The sequence below is a fragment of the Halobacillus sp. ABH2_015 genome, assembly GCF_056158945.1.
In genome coordinates, this window is sequence record NZ_JBSWUG010000002.1 from 3,153,118 (window position 1) to 3,167,896 (window position 14,779).

Below are 14,779 nucleotides of genomic sequence, written 5' to 3' on the forward strand. Positions count from 1 at the left end.
ATCAGGAATAGGCCCGGCCCTTCCCTGAGTCGGATATTTCCACCAGATCGACCGGGTAGGGCTGGAAATAACTCTGCTGCTTCAAATACCCGCTTTGAAAACGGGCGGTCCAGGAACTCAATACACTGAGAACAGCACTTAAGGGGATTTTTTCTTCTTTATATTGATGAAGAAGATCAGCAAAACTTTGTTTTTCTCCGCTCGTCAGCTGCTTCTTAAAATACCCGGCAATGTGCTGACAGACGTTGACGTGGGCGCTTGTTTTCGCAGGCTCCCGCATCAGCTCATGAAGCAGATTTTCGTACGTTTCAAGCACCTCACCGATTCCACGATGGTCATGGTTGGCTGTCGTCTGCCCCATTTTCTTCAACAGGCCCGGGTGGTAGGCCATAAACAGATATTTATGCCGGGCATGAAACTGCTGCAGCTCCTTCATCTTTCTTTCCTTCTTCATCTCCCGGAAGGAGGCCAGGGTGAAAAGTTTCGTCAAAAAATGATGGCGCAGGGTGAAGTTTTTCAACCGCCCTTCCTCCTCCACAGCCAGCCCGCTGTGACGCTTGAGTACCTCTGCGGCAAACACCCCGGATGTCTTTCCGATCACCTGGGAATTCTCCGCACTCTGATACACCTTCACATCATGCATCCCACAGGTCGGAGAACGGTTCTTCAAAAGAAATCCATCAACATCATCAAGATGATCAAGAAAAGTATTGGAAAAACCAGTCATTTTATCAGTAAGATCTTCCCCCGTTTTCGGTTGAACGAGACGTTTTTCCTCATCATCCACGAGACGGATGACATCTCTTGGTACACCCAGTCCGATTTCCACTTCCGGGCAGACAGGAATAAATTCTACATGCGCTTTCATTCGTTCGACTGCTTTATCTGGTATGACCGCTCCGTTATACCGCACCTCTGCAAATTCAAGGCACCGGCTTACGACGACTCTAGGCTTCGCATATGACTGCATTCCCTTTCCCCCATTTCCAGTTTCCAATGTATACAAAAGGTTCCCCGTTGTCCTTTTGTGATAAACCCCGGGGTCTGTGATTCTCTACAAATTTCCTATTGGTTTTTGGCAGTAATCGTAATAGAATAAATAATGTTGTATATTTATTCTGAGATGTTTATAAATAAAACAGATTAGTCAGGAGAGATTTTGGATGAAAGCGAAAGATTTTAAACCTTCTTCGCATCTGCGTTTTATCATACCGTCCCTCATCGGTATTTTCTTATTTATGTTCCCTATCAGTGGTGATGACGGAGCCGTCACCATTCCAATCGCCGTTTTGGCAGGAGAGGTCGAGGAACGACTGGCCGGCTCCCTGTCTCTCATCATGACCATCATTATTACGATAACAGCGCTTGCCACTGTTGCCGCTAAACTGCTGAGATCGGATGGTTCCAAATCTCCGTTTTTCCATTCATTATTTAATGTACCCGCGGTATGGGTCGTTACCCGTGTTCTCGGTATGATTTTCGCCATCATGGTCTACTTCCAGATTGGACCGGAGGCGGTCATTTCCGAAAATACAGGCGGACTGCTGCTGGATTCCCTGCTGCATGTCCTGTTCGCCGTCTTTTTATTTGCAGGGCTGTTCCTTCCCCTGCTGTTGAACTACGGCCTGTTGGAATTGTTCGGAGTCATCCTTACGAAAATTATGCGTCCGCTCTTCAAACTGCCGGGACGCTCGTCTATTGACTCCCTTGCTTCCTGGCTCGGGGACGGAACGATCGGAGTCCTTTTGACGAGTAAGCAGTATGAAGAAGGGTACTACACGAAAAGAGAAGCAGCCGTAATCGGAACCACCTTCTCCATCGTCTCCATTACCTTCAGTCTTGTCGTCATACAGGAAGTCGGGCTCGGCCATATGTTCGTGCCGTTTTATCTAACTGTAGCGCTCGCCGGATTTGTTGCAGCATTGATCATGCCGCGGATTCCGCCGCTGTCCAGAAAGCCTGATACCTATGTAACCGATGAAGCAGGAGAACAGAATGAAGATATTCCCGAAGGCCACAATGTGTTTACCTACGGATATGCCCAAGCGGTTGAGCGCGGCAGCAAATCGATAGGTCCCGGAGCCTTTATGAAGCAGGGCGCCCAGAATATCCTTGATATGTGGATGGGGGTTGCTCCGATTGTCATGGCCCTCGGGACGATTGCTCTAATCATTGCGGAATTCACCCCTTTCTTCACGTGGATCGGTATGCCGTTCATTCCACTTCTTGAACTCATGCAGGTGCCCTATGCTGCGGAAGCCTCTGAAACCATTCTTGTAGGGTTTGCGGACATGTTCCTGCCTGCAATCATCGGAGCTTCTATCGAGAGTGAAATGACACGGTTCATTATTGCCGCTCTTTCTGTAACCCAGTTGATTTACATGTCGGAAGTCGGTGGTCTTCTGCTCGGTTCCAAGGTTCCGGTTAACCTGAAGGACCTGTTCATCATCTTCCTTGAGCGTACGATCATAACCCTTCCAGTCATTACACTGATGGCACATCTATTGTTCTGAATGCATAAAGAAAGACCGCCGGGCCTTTGGCTCAGCGGTCTTTTAATTGTTCCAGCACTTTTTGCGCGGTTTCCAGACTGGACGAAGGATTCTGACCGGTCACAAAGGGAAAATCAACGACGACGTGACTTTCATCCGGCTTTCCTTTGCTGAATTCCGCCCCTTCTTCGATTAAACGATCTTCCAGTGAAAACGGGACACGTCCCTCAAGACCAACCTTCGTTTCCTCTTCATTCGAAAAGCCTGTCAGCTTTTTCCCACTTACAAGAGACTGCTTATTGTGATCCGTGACACCAATGAATCCGGCGGGGCCGTGACAGACGGAAGCCATGACTTTTCCTTCGGTAAGAAAGTGACGGAGAAGCTCTTCCAACTGTTCATTTTCAGGAAAATCGACCATGGTTCCGTGCCCGCCGCATAAAAAGACAGCGTCATACGACGTCGGATCCACTTCTGCGAGTGCCACCGTCCGGCTGATCGGCTCCATCACCCCGTCCCATACATCAGGAAGCTGGTTGCTGTAACTGTTTTCATCAATCGGCGGGCGCCCTCCCCGCGGGCTTGCGGCGGTCACCTCATAACCGGCTTCCCCGAACTCCACGGACGGTTCGACAAACTCAGACAGCCAGAGCCCCGTTTCATGTCCATCCATGTGATCAGCATTCGTGACAATCATCAAGATTTTTTTAGACATACAAAAACCTCCTTGCGAATCTCTTACGTATTATTCACAAGGAGGCTCTATTCCATCCACCAGGAAAGGCGGATTTATTTATGATTGAAGCGTGGAATCTTTGTCAAAGGTCCGCTGCCACCAACGTTTGATGAGCTGGATACGCCCCTCAATGAACGGCTGTGTCAGCGTGCGGATCAAGCTGCTCGATAACAAGTAGACAATAGCGGCAGAGATGATCGCAAGCCCGATGACATCAAACAGGTTATCCACTTTGAACAAGTCGGCCTGCCGGAAGAACTGGATGAAAAAGCCGTGCAGCAGATAAACGTACAAGGTCTTTCCGCCAAGGTACGTGATTTTATATTCTGTATTCGGAATCCATGAAAGGACACTGACAACCATGATCCCCGCGAGAGCGTATACCGCCAGTCGGAACAGTCCTCCCATTTCCGGACTGCCGAGAACCTCATAGGATTTCGAACCGAGCAGCCAGCCGGAGTTGATTTCAGGGAGGACAGCAATCACACCTGCGGCTGCAGCCATAATGACCATACTGATTTCCCGGACACGGCGTGTTCTCCACTTATGCACATGCTCCTTCGTCAGCCAGTACCCGGCAAGGAAAAACGGGAAGAAAACGAATGTGCGGGATAGACTGAAATGGTGGCCGATATCTGTGAAATATCCGACGAGCACACCGATCTGAACAGCGATGGCGACACCGAGCATCGGCGGAATTTTCTTAAACCAGTACAACAGAATGTGCCAGCAGAACAAACTGAACAAGAACCATAACGACCAGTGCGGATAAAAAATCCCGTCAAACCCTTCACCTTTCCCGATGAAGAAGTAATACCCGGTATAGACGAGCTGAAAAATCAAGTATGGCAGAATCAACTTTTTAGCCAGCTGGATCAAGTAATCCTTCTCCCCCGATCCTTTGGCAAAGAACCCGGCAAGGAAAATGAACGCCGGCATGTGAAAGGTATAAATCCACGTATAAAGGGTGTACATCGGTTTGGAACCATCGGTAAACGGCTGGATCATATGACCGAAAACGACGAGAAAGATAAGGACTACTTTGGCATTATCAAAAAAAGCATCACGCTTCATGGGATCACCCTTCTTCGATTCAAGATAATCTATTCTACTTCATATGTACCACAATCTATCCTTATTGTAGACAGGTTTTTGAAGATTTAAATCGTCTGTAATGATAATGTAATTCAGAAGATACAATGTCATCTTTCCACGAACAAAGACACCATGGATCAAGGTGTCTTTCAGCTTGTAGAGAAACCTCTTTTTCTTTCTTACCGCCAGGAGCGAAAGGGGCACCGCTCCTTGGGAGTTCTATAACATCGAAAAAGCCTCTCCTTCACCCAGCTCATCCCTGCTGGATGGAGGAGAGGCTTTTTCATATTCCGGCAGGCAGCCCATGCCGTTCTTTTGAATATGCGAACCTGCTTAGTGCACAACCTCTCTCCTCTATATTCTAACGTTGGCACAAGGAGCTTATCGGTGTTGATGCCTGCGGAAACAGTACGGGCCGAAGATCCACTTGGGCAGTCGACCTTCCTGACCAAATCAGCGGAGGCCGTGCCCGCGGCATTTATCCACCGATAAGCGGAAAGTGACCCTTCCCACGACAAATGTAAACTCTAACTGGTTTACACAGGCTTTTTCTAAAGCCAAAAAGACACCCTGGATCAGGGTGTCTCTTCGCTTTCCTCAAAATCCACGGCCCACATACCTTTACGGAAAATAGGTTCATACAGACCTTCCTTCGTTTCTCCGTCGATGTTCAATTCATCCGACCCCATCATGAAGTCTTCATGGACGAGACTATCATTGACGCCGTGTGATTCCATCTGCTCCTTATTAAAGGAGGATCCGCCTTTTATGTTGGTGGGATATGCTTTTCCTAAAGCTAAGTGACAGGAAGCATTTTCATCATATAACGTGTTGAAAAAGATGTGACCGGATTGGGAAACCGGGGAAGCGTGCGGTACGAGGGCGACTTCTCCAAGTCTGGCTGAGCCGTCATCCGATTCAACCAGATGCTTTAGTGTATCCTCCCCGGATTCCGCGGCGTAATCCACCACTTTTCCATCCTTGAATGTTAAGGTGAAGTTCTCAATCAAGTTCCCCGCGTAACTCAACGGCTTTGTGCTGGAGACCTTCCCATTCACACCGTACTTATGAGGCATAGTAAAGACTTCTTCGGTCGGAATGTTGGGGTTGAACGTGCTTCCTTTTTCTGATTCCGCCGCTCCTCCATGCCAGATGTGATTCGAAACGAGCTCAATGGTCAGCTTTGTCCCTGGCCCGGAATAATGGAGTTTTTTATACTGCTTTTGGTTCAAATATTCCCTCGCCTGCCGAAGAGCTTCATTATGCTCCTCCCACGCCTGAACCGGATCGTCCTTGTCCACCCGTGTGATTCTGAAGATCTCCTTCCACAGCTGTTCCTGTGCCTCTTCCGGAGAAGCATCCGGAAACACTTTCTGCGCCCATGCTTTCTGCGGATAGGCAACAATGGACCAGGTCGTCTTATCATTCATTAAATAGTCCCGGTATCCGGAAAGAGCCTCGCCACTCGCTTTCGTGGCCGCAGCCACCCGTTCCTGATCTACATTCTTCATTAAATCCGGGTCCGGACCGTAAATGGTTAACAGCCCATACCCGTCCGCCACCATTTCTTCAAGACCTTCCGCTTTCCATTTAGGGAAATCCTTAAGGACGTCCATCGGTGCATGCTTCATTTTCATATAACTGAGCATTTCGTCGTTCCATTCGACATGAACGTTTTTCGCCCCCATCCCGTAGGCCTTTGCGGTTACGATCCGGACGAAATCGGCAGCTTCAATGGGGGCGTTGATGATCAGCCCCTGCCTGTGCTGCAGGTTCACTCCGTTTTTCAAAGCCAGATCTGCATACTTCTCTAAATCATTTCGCTTTATTGTCATGGTTACCCCTCTTTTTATGTTTTGTCTTTAAAAACTTCAATCGCCCGCTTTCGCATCTTTTTATGGTCCACCACAGGCTCAGGATAGTCTTCACCGATCATGCATCCAGCCTTTTCCTGTTCGTTCTCCGGCATCTTCGAAGGATCATGGATATACTTCTTCTCCACATTTTCAAGCTCCGGCACCCATTCCTTAATGAAACGGCCGTGAGGATCGAAGCGCTCGGACTGCCTGACTGGATTAAATACGCGGAAATAAGGAACAGGATCTGTACCGGTGGAAGCCGCCCACTGCCAGCCACCGATATTCGAGGCAGGGTCATAGTCCACCAGCCTCTCAGCAAAGTACCGTTCTCCTTCGCGCCAATCCATCAGCAGATCCTTCGTCAAAAAAGAGGCCACAGCCATACGGAGCCGGTTATGCATCCAGCCGGTTTCATTCAGCTGTCTCATCGCTGCATCAATCAACGGAAAACCAGTCTGCCCCTGCTTCCATTTTTCCAGAAGATCCTCATCATTATTCCACGGAATACCTCTGTATTTTTCAACAAGCTCTTTATCGTCTGATTCAGGATAATAGTAATAGATCATGTTGTAAAAATCGCGCCACGCAAGCTCGGAAATATAGGTTTCCACTCCGGATGTATCCTTTTTGAAGTTTACTTCGTCCTGAATTCTATGATACAGCGTCCGGACGGAAACCGCACCAGTACGCAGATACCTGGACATCAGACTTGTCCCATCAACGGCCGGGAAATCCCGCTCCTCATCATAATCATAGATGGCTCCATCAAGAAACAGGCTGAACCTTTCACCGGCAGCTTCTTCCCCTGTCCCGGGAAAATCAGCTTCTATTTTTTCCATCAGCGACTGGTACGCTTTTTCTCCTTCTTTAAAGGAAGAACGTTTATCCACGGCCGCATTTTTCAGTTTATCGTGGTTCACCCGTTGAATACCGGGTTTCTGCTGCTGCTTCCACTTCTTTAAGTATGGGGAGAATACTTTATAATGGCCGCCATCCTGTTTTTTGATTTCCTCCGCCCCGTGCAGGTGGTGATCCATGTAATGGTAGACTTCCACATCAATCGAGTCCAGATACTCCACCATATGATCATCCCGCTTCTTACCAAATCCTGTTTCATCCCGGTTGAAGTAGACCATGTCCACATCCAGTTCCTTTACAAATGTCTGAAAGGACTCTTCGGTTTCTCCTTCAATAACATGGACAGGCGCACCCATATCCCCGGCACGTGAAACGAAGTCCTGAAGGGTTTGAAAATAGTAATCATGCCTCATTGTGAATGACTTGTTCAAATCCGGGTGAATATGAAAAAACAAAACGAGGCTGTCCTCATCTTTTGTATGTTCAACAGCTTTTGCAAGTGCTGTATGATCATTCAACCGTAAATCTCTTCTAAACCAGACGGCTCTTGTTGTCATCACCGTTCCCCCTTTCCCTTTATCCTTCCTTTTTCCTACTTCACTTAAACCCTGTCCAACCGGGGGGACAGGCTCCACGAAAAACCAGAGCCCCTTCCCTTTCCGCGGACGAGCGCCCGAGCTCGGCGGTCTCGGACCACTCGTTCTTCCGCAGGAGTGGAAGGGGCACTGCTCCTTGGGGGTTCTTTAACATCGACAAAGACTCTCCTTCACCCCGCTCACTCTTGCTGGATGGAGGAAAATCTTCCGGCAGGCAGCCGTCATCAGCACCTGTTCTTTCCCTTCCTCTTTTCCACGCAAGCGGCAATAGCGCAGCCCATGCCTTTCTTATGAATCTGCGTACCTGCGTAATGCACAATCTCTCTCCTTCATATTCTAACGTCGGCACAAGGAGCGTTCGGTGTTGATGCCTGCGGGAACAGCACGGGCCGAAGATCCACTTGGGCAGGCGGCCTTTCTGACCAAGTCAACTGAAGGCGTGCCCGCATCATTCATCCACCGATAAGCGGAAAGTGACCCTTCCCACGACAAATGGAAAACTCTAACTGGTTAACACAGGCTTTTTCTACAGCCAAAAGAGGGGTTCTGCTTAGCAGAACCCCTCTTTTTGTACTATTTTGGCGAAGTTACGAGAAGTGTTCGGTGGTGGGGCCTACGGGACCGAACCCAGGTCAGCTGAAACCGGGCCCACGGCAGGCATCCACCGATAAGCGGAACATGACCGCACATACCACCTCTGTAAAACCGTACTTTTCCAAATAGGTTCTTTTATTTGAACGCGTTCATCAGTGTCGCCATTTCAATGGCTGCTGTGGCTGCCTCCCAGCCTTTGTTACCGGCCTTCGTACCTGCACGCTCGATGGCCTGTTCAATGGTGTCTGTGGTAATGACGCCAAAGATCACTGGAATACCAGTCTTCTGGGAAGCCTGAGAAACCCCTTTAGCTGCTTCGCCGCAAACATAGTCGAAATGCGGCGTGGAGCCGCGGATGACAGCTCCCAGGGTGATAACCGCATCGTACTTCCCGGTTTCCGCCATCTTCTGAGCGGCCAGTGGAATTTCAAAAGCTCCAGGCACATAAGCAGCCTCTACATCGTTCAGATCGACGCCGTGACGCTTCAGCGCATCTACGGCTCCTTCATACAGCTTACTCGTAATAAAGTCGTTGAACCTTCCTGTTACAATACCGATTTTCAGTCCTGTTCCTACAAGATTACCTTCAAATGTTTTAACCATAAGTCTCTTCCTTTCTAGTAGTGGAATAAGTGCCCCATTTTAGACTGTTTCGTTTTCAAGTAGCTTTCATTTTCTTTGCGGGAAGGCATCTGAATAGCCACCCTCTCTACAACCTCAAGACCAAAACCACCAAGTCCGGAAATTTTCTTCGGGTTATTCGTCAGCAGACGAAGTTTTGTAATGCCCAGGTCCTTCAGGATTTGAGCACCGACACCGTAATCTCTTAAATCAGGCCCGAAGCCGAGTTTCTCATTCGCTTCCACCGTGTCATAGCCTTCTTCCTGAAGCTTATAGGCTTTCAATTTATTCATTAACCCGATCCCGCGGCCTTCCTGTTTCATGTACAGCAGAACACCGCTGCCATTTTCGGAAATCTGCCGTAAAGCGTTGTGCAGCTGAGGACCGCAGTCACAGCGGTAGGAGCCGAAGACATCCCCTGTCAGACATTCGGAGTGTACCCGCACAAGGGTCGGCTCCTCCGGATTGATGTCTCCTTTTACAAGAGCGATGTGATCTTTAAAATCGATATCATTCTTGAAGCCTACCGCTCGGAATTCGCCGTATTCTGTAGGCATCTGCACCTCGATTTCCCGGGTCACATGGTTTTCCTGCTCATGGCGGTATGAAATCAAATCCGCAATGGTGATCATCGGAATGTCAAACGCCTCGGCCATTTCTTTCAGGTCAGGCACACGGGCCATCGTTCCATCATCTTTAATGATTTCACAGATGACACCTGCCGGCCGGGCTCCCGCAAGACGTGCCAGGTCGACAGCCGCTTCCGTATGACCCGCTCTGCGCAGGACACCGCCTTCCTTGGCAATCAACGGGAAAATATGACCGGGCCGCTGGAAATCGGAAGCTTTACTTTCCGGGTTCAGCATTTCCCTGATGGTCAGGGCCCGTTCGTCCGCTGAAATTCCAGTTGTTGTCTCTTTATGATCCACACTGACCGTAAACGCTGTCTGATTAGGGTCTGAATTGTCATTGACCATAGGCATCAGCTCGAGCGCTCCAGCTGTTTCATTCGTAATCGGGGCACAAACCAGCCCACGCCCATGCTTGATCATAAAATTGATCATCTCCGTGGAAGCATGCTCCGCGATTCCAATAAAGTCCCCTTCATTTTCCCTGTCCTCGTCATCACAAACGATGACAAGCTTTCCCTGCTTCAATACATCAATCGCTTTTTCAACCGAATCAAACATATGCTTTCCCCCTCTTCATGCAAACCCGTTATCAGCCAGCATCTTTTTGGAGATGGCTGTTTGCGGGTGCTCTTGATTCTGCCCACTCAGGAAGTGAGCGACATATTTTCCAATCATGTCACATTCGATATTAACTTTGTCTCCCGGACCTTTCCTGCCGAGAACGGTATGTTCCATCGTGTGCGGAATCAAAGAAATGGTGACACGATCCTCTTCTACTCCGAATACAGTCAGGGATGTACCATCAACAGCTATCGAGCCTTTATAGACAAAATAAGGAACCAAGTCGGACGGAAGCTGTATGTCGTAATAGACGGCGTTGGACTCCGGCCTTTTTGATACAATGCTGCCCGTACCGTCAATATGACCCGATACAAGGTGACCGCCGAACCGCCCATCTGCCGCCATCGCGCGTTCAAGATTGACATCGCTGCCCTGCTTTAATTCATGGATGTTGGTGGCGCGGTATGTTTCCGGCATCACATCAAAGGATGCGGTATCCTTCGTATAATCTGTCACGGTCAGACAGACACCGTTAATGGAAATACTGTCCCCAAGCTTGATATCTTCCAGAATTTTGGATGCAGCAATCTTTATCTCCAAAGCTTCCGTTTTACTTTTAACGGACTGCAGTGTTCCTATTTCTTCTACAATTCCTGTAAACATTAGGATTCCCCTTTTCTTATCGAAACAATTTTAATATCTTCTCCAAGCTGTTCGGTCGATACAAACTCAAAAGATGTCACCTGTTTCAACTGTTGGATGCCGCGGCCGGCAACCGGGGTCAGTGCTTCTTTTCCACCGATCAATTTGGGAGCAATATACGTAATCGTCTCATTCACCTTTCCTGATCTGACAAAAGCGTCGGCAATGGTGGCCCCTCCTTCAACAAGGAGAGAGGTGACCTTGTGCTTTCCTAAATAGCGCAGGACTTCTCCAGGATCGATGGTGCGGCCAAGCGGAATGACGTGGACATGGGCATGCTCTTCAAGAATCAGACGCTTTTCATCCGGTATATCCGCTGACGTGAAAATCCACGTTGGAGATTCATTATTTTGTATCAGATTCGAAGCAGTCGGAATACGAAGATGCGTATCGAGGACAAGACGGATCGGATGCTTTCCGCCACCCGGAATTCTTGTCGTCAATGTCGGATTATCCATCATGACCGTATTGATCCCGACTAGAATCGCGTCCGATTGATGACGATAGCGGTGTCCGTCCTGCCGCGCCTCTTCTCCTGTGATCCATTGACTCTCTCCACTGGCGGTGGCAATCTTCCCGTCAAGGCTCATCGCTGTCTTTAAACGGACATAAGGTTCACCTGTTTGAATGTAATGAAAGAAGGCACGATTCAGTTCATCTGCCTCGTCTTTCAAAACACCCGTCCGGACCTCCACGCCCTGCCGCTTCATCATTTCAATGCCCCGGCCGGAAACTTTAGGGTTCGGATCCGATGAAGCCGTAACGGCCCGGCGGATGCCTGCCTTCACGACAGCTTCGGCACACGGAGGTGTCCGTCCATGATGGCTGCACGGTTCAAGAGTGACATAGATGTCCGCGCCTTCCGCTTTTTCTCCTGCCATCCGTAGTGCGTGCACTTCCGCATGAGGTTCACCAGCCTTCACATGCACGCCTATACCGACGACTTGATTATCTTTGACCACAATGGCGGCTACTGAAGGGTTGGGACTCGTCTGGCCGACCGTTTCCCTGGCCATCTGTACAGCCATTGCCATGTACTGCTCATCACGCTCCATCTTCATCACCTGCTCTTTTTCCATAAAAATAACCCTGAAGAAGACATACTTCTCCAGGGTCTTAAACGTCATTTTTTTGCGTACAGCAAACAAAGGGTACACGTGTTGCATGAACGGTACCGATACGTTTCCACAACCTTCTCCCATCCAGACTTTAACTGTCGGCTTTGGAATTTCACCAAATCAGGGAGAACCGTGCTTAACACTGATTCTCCGTCGCGGGCTGAGAGCATAAGCTCATTACCGCCGGCTGGGACTTTCACCCGACCCCGAAGGTTTCCATATTCAGTTGAATTACTTTAAATATATATGAAATCCCCATCTGCCGCAATCCTTAAGGTTTAAACAGCACCCATTAAGGCTATGTACTCATAAAACTGACCGCCCTTATGATGGGCACACGGATAACTGTCCACCGGATTCACGCCGCTTTGTTGTGAAATCAACAGGATTCATGACAGCCTTTCAACATCCTCAACAGAAGATGCACCACCTGATTTTAACAATCCAATGATGTGTAAGCCTGCTCTTTTCACGAACCTCCTATTGTAAAGCAGAAGAAAATCAGCTAGTATAGATTTATCAGGAAAACGTTTGCATAATAAGATATATTTTTAGATTTTCATGGTTATGGTTATTGAATAAACAAGCTGTTTATTCAATCATTCTCACTGAGAAAACGTTTGCATATCACGAATGATTTTATTAGGAAAGAGGGGCTGTATATGGAACGGGTATGGTGGAAAGAAGCGGTAGGATATCAAGTTTACCCTAGAAGTTTTCAGGATTCAAATGGAGATGGGATCGGCGATCTGCAGGGAATGATCAGCCGTCTGGACTATTTGAAGGATATGGGCATTGATTTCATTTGGATCTGCCCAATGTACAAATCCCCGAAGGATGATAACGGTTATGACATTTCCGATTATCAGGACATCCTGGATGAATTCGGAACGATGGAGGATTTCGACGAGCTGCTTAAGGAAGTGCATAAACGTGACATGAAGTTGATCATCGACCTCGTCCTCAACCATACAAGTGATGAACATCCATGGTTTTTGGAATCCCGGAAATCCAAGGACAATCCCAAGAGGGACTGGTATATCTGGCGCGATGGCAGAGGCGGCCGCGAACCGAACAACTGGGAGAGTATCTTTGAAGGATCGGCATGGGAATATGACGAGGAAACAAGGCAGTATTACCTTCATGTGTTCTCCAGAAAGCAGCCGGACTTGAACTGGGAGAACGAAGACGTCCGCGAAGCTCTATACAGCATGGTCAACTGGTGGCTGGATAAAGGAATCGACGGTTTCCGCATAGATGCCATCAGCCATATCAAAAAGCGGCCGGGCTTTCCAGATATGCCGAACCCTGAAAAAGAAACGTATGTGTCCTCTTTTGATATGCATATGAACCAAAAAGGGATCCACACCCACCTTCAGGAATTCAAAGACCGCACATACGATAATTATGACGTGATGACGGTCGGAGAAGCGAACGGGGTAAGTGCCGATGAAGCGGATCAATGGGTCGGCGACAACGGAAAAATGGATATGATCTTCCAATTCGAGCACCTGGACCTTTGGGATCAGGATGCTGAACAGCAGCTTGACATTAAGGGTTTGAAAAAAGTACTGACCCGATGGCAGAAAGCTCTTGAAGGGGATGGATGGAACGCTTTGTTTGTAGAAAACCATGACAAGGCCCGTGTCGTTTCGACGTGGGGGGATGATCAAGTCTACTGGCGCGAAAGTGCGACGGCGATTGCAACGATGTATTTCTTTATGCAGGGGACGCCTTACATTTATCAAGGTCAGGAAATCGGCATGACGAATATGGCCTTCCCTTCCATTGAAGATTATGATGATGTGGCTGCGAAAAATTTATATCAGAACAAAAAAGCAAAAGGCATGGCTCATAAGGACATTATGAACATTCTCTGGAACACATCCAGGGACAACAGCCGTACGCCGATGCAGTGGAGCCGTGAAGCACAAGCTGGTTTTACAACCGGAAACCCGTGGATGAAAATCAACCCGAACTATACGTCCATCAATGTGGCTGATCAAGAACAGGACCCCCATTCCATCTTGAACTACTACAAAGAAATGATTGCCATGAAAAAGGAGCAGGATGTGTTTACGTATGGCATCTATAATCTTCTTCTTCCGGAAGATGAGCAGATTTATGCTTATACGAGGACGCTGGACAGTAAAAAAGCCATCGTCATCGTCAATCTGACCGATCAAGCAGCTGACTTTCAGTCGGAGGAGCCACTCAGCTCCAGTCAGCTGATGTTGTCCAATTCGATTGTAAACCATCATAAGAACGTATCCAGCTTCTCGTTGAAGCCTTATGAAGCGCGCGTTTACCTTATGGAGACGTAAACGAAGAAAGCTTGTAAAACCATGGTTGGTTTATAGTGGTTCTCTCTTCCTGCCAAGGCGGAGTCCTTTAAAAACGAAAAGCGGCCTGTATGCCATGCCATACAGGCCGCTTTTTTCTTCCCTTTCTGTCAGGAAGCAATAGTTACATCTGAGTCCAGCTCCAACGCTACATTTCCTGCAATTGCTCGTGAGATCATGCAGGACTTTTCCGCCTTTTCAACAAGACGCTGGAGTTTTTCCAACTCCTTCTCTTCTGCCTCACTTTTCAACACGACACGGGGACGGTGAATGATTTTCTTATAGGTGAAGACTCCGTCGGTCACATCGACCTGACCTTCCGAGGTCATATCCATTTCCTGAAGCGGCAGATCCGCTCTTTCGATCATAGCGGCCAGCGTAATGATGTAACAGGTCGCCGCCGCCCCCAGAAGCATTTCATCCGGGTTTGTTCCTACATCCGGTCCATCCATTTCTTTAGGGATGGAGATTTCTGTTTTCAATTTATCTGATTCGATCCGGCCGACTTCGTTGCGGCCGCCCGGCCAGTCTGCCTTTAAATGAAAATGATGTAATGCCAAAGCAGAACAACCT

12 protein-coding genes and 1 riboswitch are annotated in these 14,779 nt (G+C 48.4%); of the genes, 2 read left to right on the forward strand and 10 right to left on the reverse strand.

Annotated elements, in window-relative coordinates:
- Position 1 precedes the first annotated feature (1 nt).
- Positions 2 to 970: a YbgA family protein gene (locus tag ACXAD6_RS16435; RefSeq protein WP_474969803.1), complete on the reverse strand. Its 969-nt coding sequence runs from the start codon at positions 968 to 970 to the stop codon at positions 2 to 4.
- 193 nt (positions 971 to 1,163) lie between these two features.
- On the opposite strand from ACXAD6_RS16435, the gene ACXAD6_RS16440 reads away from it, so the two are divergent.
- On the forward strand, positions 1,164 to 2,513 hold the full coding sequence (locus ACXAD6_RS16440; protein WP_474969804.1) for a YjiH family protein: 1,350 nt from the start codon (positions 1,164 to 1,166) through the stop codon (positions 2,511 to 2,513).
- A 31-nt stretch (positions 2,514 to 2,544) separates the two neighbouring features.
- Here ACXAD6_RS16440 and ACXAD6_RS16445 read toward each other — a convergent pair whose 3' ends face one another.
- The 8 genes from ACXAD6_RS16445 to ribD all read right to left on the reverse strand — a co-directional run bounded on the left by ACXAD6_RS16445 (position 2,545) and on the right by ribD (position 11,801).
- Positions 2,545 to 3,207 (reverse strand): type 1 glutamine amidotransferase domain-containing protein, encoded by a 663-nt coding sequence (locus tag ACXAD6_RS16445; protein WP_474969805.1) that lies wholly within the window; start codon positions 3,205 to 3,207, stop codon positions 2,545 to 2,547.
- Between the two features lie 78 nt (positions 3,208 to 3,285).
- Positions 3,286 to 4,302 carry an acyltransferase family protein gene (locus ACXAD6_RS16450; RefSeq protein WP_474969806.1) on the reverse strand — a complete coding sequence of 339 codons (1,017 nt, stop codon included), beginning with the start codon at positions 4,300 to 4,302 and terminating at the stop codon, positions 3,286 to 3,288.
- 596 nt (positions 4,303 to 4,898) lie between these two features.
- Positions 4,899 to 6,158: an aminopeptidase gene (locus ACXAD6_RS16455; protein WP_474969807.1), complete on the reverse strand. Its 1,260-nt coding sequence runs from the start codon at positions 6,156 to 6,158 to the stop codon at positions 4,899 to 4,901.
- A gap of 14 nt (positions 6,159 to 6,172) precedes the next feature.
- Complete coding sequence (locus ACXAD6_RS16460; protein WP_474969808.1) at positions 6,173 to 7,597, reverse strand: cryptochrome/photolyase family protein; 1,425 nt, start codon at positions 7,595 to 7,597, stop codon at positions 6,173 to 6,175.
- Positions 7,598 to 8,365: 768 nt separating this feature from the next.
- On the reverse strand, positions 8,366 to 8,833 hold the full coding sequence (gene ribH, locus ACXAD6_RS16465; RefSeq protein ID WP_027953321.1) for a 6,7-dimethyl-8-ribityllumazine synthase: 468 nt from the start codon (positions 8,831 to 8,833) through the stop codon (positions 8,366 to 8,368).
- 14 nt (positions 8,834 to 8,847) lie between these two features.
- Entirely contained in the window at positions 8,848 to 10,041 is a 1,194-nt protein-coding gene (locus ACXAD6_RS16470; protein ID WP_474969809.1) for a bifunctional 3,4-dihydroxy-2-butanone-4-phosphate synthase/GTP cyclohydrolase II, read from the reverse strand.
- Positions 10,042 to 10,056: 15 nt separating this feature from the next.
- Positions 10,057 to 10,707, reverse strand: coding sequence for a riboflavin synthase (gene ribE, locus ACXAD6_RS16475; protein WP_474969810.1), 651 nt, complete (start codon positions 10,705 to 10,707; stop codon positions 10,057 to 10,059).
- A complete protein-coding gene (ribD, locus tag ACXAD6_RS16480) occupies positions 10,707 to 11,801 on the reverse strand; it encodes a bifunctional diaminohydroxyphosphoribosylaminopyrimidine deaminase/5-amino-6-(5-phosphoribosylamino)uracil reductase RibD (protein WP_474970447.1) in 1,095 nt (364 codons plus the stop codon). The genes ribE and ribD overlap by 1 nt, the downstream gene beginning before the upstream one ends.
- 131 nt (positions 11,802 to 11,932) lie before the next feature.
- Positions 11,933 to 12,082: riboswitch (FMN riboswitch) on the reverse strand.
- 444 nt (positions 12,083 to 12,526) lie between these two features.
- Here ribD and ACXAD6_RS16485 point away from each other — a divergent pair.
- Positions 12,527 to 14,188 (forward strand): glycoside hydrolase family 13 protein, encoded by a 1,662-nt coding sequence (locus ACXAD6_RS16485; RefSeq protein ID WP_474969811.1) that lies wholly within the window; start codon positions 12,527 to 12,529, stop codon positions 14,186 to 14,188.
- A 128-nt stretch (positions 14,189 to 14,316) separates the two neighbouring features.
- Here ACXAD6_RS16485 and ACXAD6_RS16490 read toward each other — a convergent pair whose 3' ends face one another.
- The gene (locus tag ACXAD6_RS16490) at positions 14,317 to 14,766 is read right to left on the reverse strand and encodes an OsmC family protein (RefSeq protein WP_474969812.1); all 450 of its coding nucleotides are present in this window, start codon (positions 14,764 to 14,766) and stop codon (positions 14,317 to 14,319) included.
- Positions 14,767 to 14,779 lie beyond the last annotated feature (13 nt).

Excerpts from the sequence above, each read along its gene's own strand:
- ACXAD6_RS16435 (WP_474969803.1), bottom strand. The coding sequence starts at position 970 with ATGCAGTCATATGCGAAGCCTAGAGTCGTCGTAAGCCGGTGCCTTGAA.
- ACXAD6_RS16440 (WP_474969804.1), top strand. The coding sequence starts at position 1,164 with ATGAAAGCGAAAGATTTTAAACCTTCTTCGCATCTGCGTTTTATCATA.
- ACXAD6_RS16445 (WP_474969805.1), bottom strand. The coding sequence starts at position 3,207 with ATGTCTAAAAAAATCTTGATGATTGTCACGAATGCTGATCACATGGAT.
- ACXAD6_RS16450 (WP_474969806.1), bottom strand. The coding sequence starts at position 4,302 with ATGAAGCGTGATGCTTTTTTTGATAATGCCAAAGTAGTCCTTATCTTT.
- ACXAD6_RS16455 (WP_474969807.1), bottom strand. The coding sequence starts at position 6,158 with ATGACAATAAAGCGAAATGATTTAGAGAAGTATGCAGATCTGGCTTTG.
- ACXAD6_RS16460 (WP_474969808.1), bottom strand. The coding sequence starts at position 7,597 with ATGACAACAAGAGCCGTCTGGTTTAGAAGAGATTTACGGTTGAATGAT.
- ribH (WP_027953321.1), bottom strand. The coding sequence starts at position 8,833 with ATGGTTAAAACATTTGAAGGTAATCTTGTAGGAACAGGACTGAAAATC.
- ACXAD6_RS16470 (WP_474969809.1), bottom strand. The coding sequence starts at position 10,041 with ATGTTTGATTCGGTTGAAAAAGCGATTGATGTATTGAAGCAGGGAAAG.
- ribE (WP_474969810.1), bottom strand. The coding sequence starts at position 10,707 with ATGTTTACAGGAATTGTAGAAGAAATAGGAACACTGCAGTCCGTTAAA.
- ribD (WP_474970447.1), bottom strand. The coding sequence starts at position 11,801 with ATGGAGCGTGATGAGCAGTACATGGCAATGGCTGTACAGATGGCCAGG.
- ACXAD6_RS16485 (WP_474969811.1), top strand. The coding sequence starts at position 12,527 with ATGGAACGGGTATGGTGGAAAGAAGCGGTAGGATATCAAGTTTACCCT.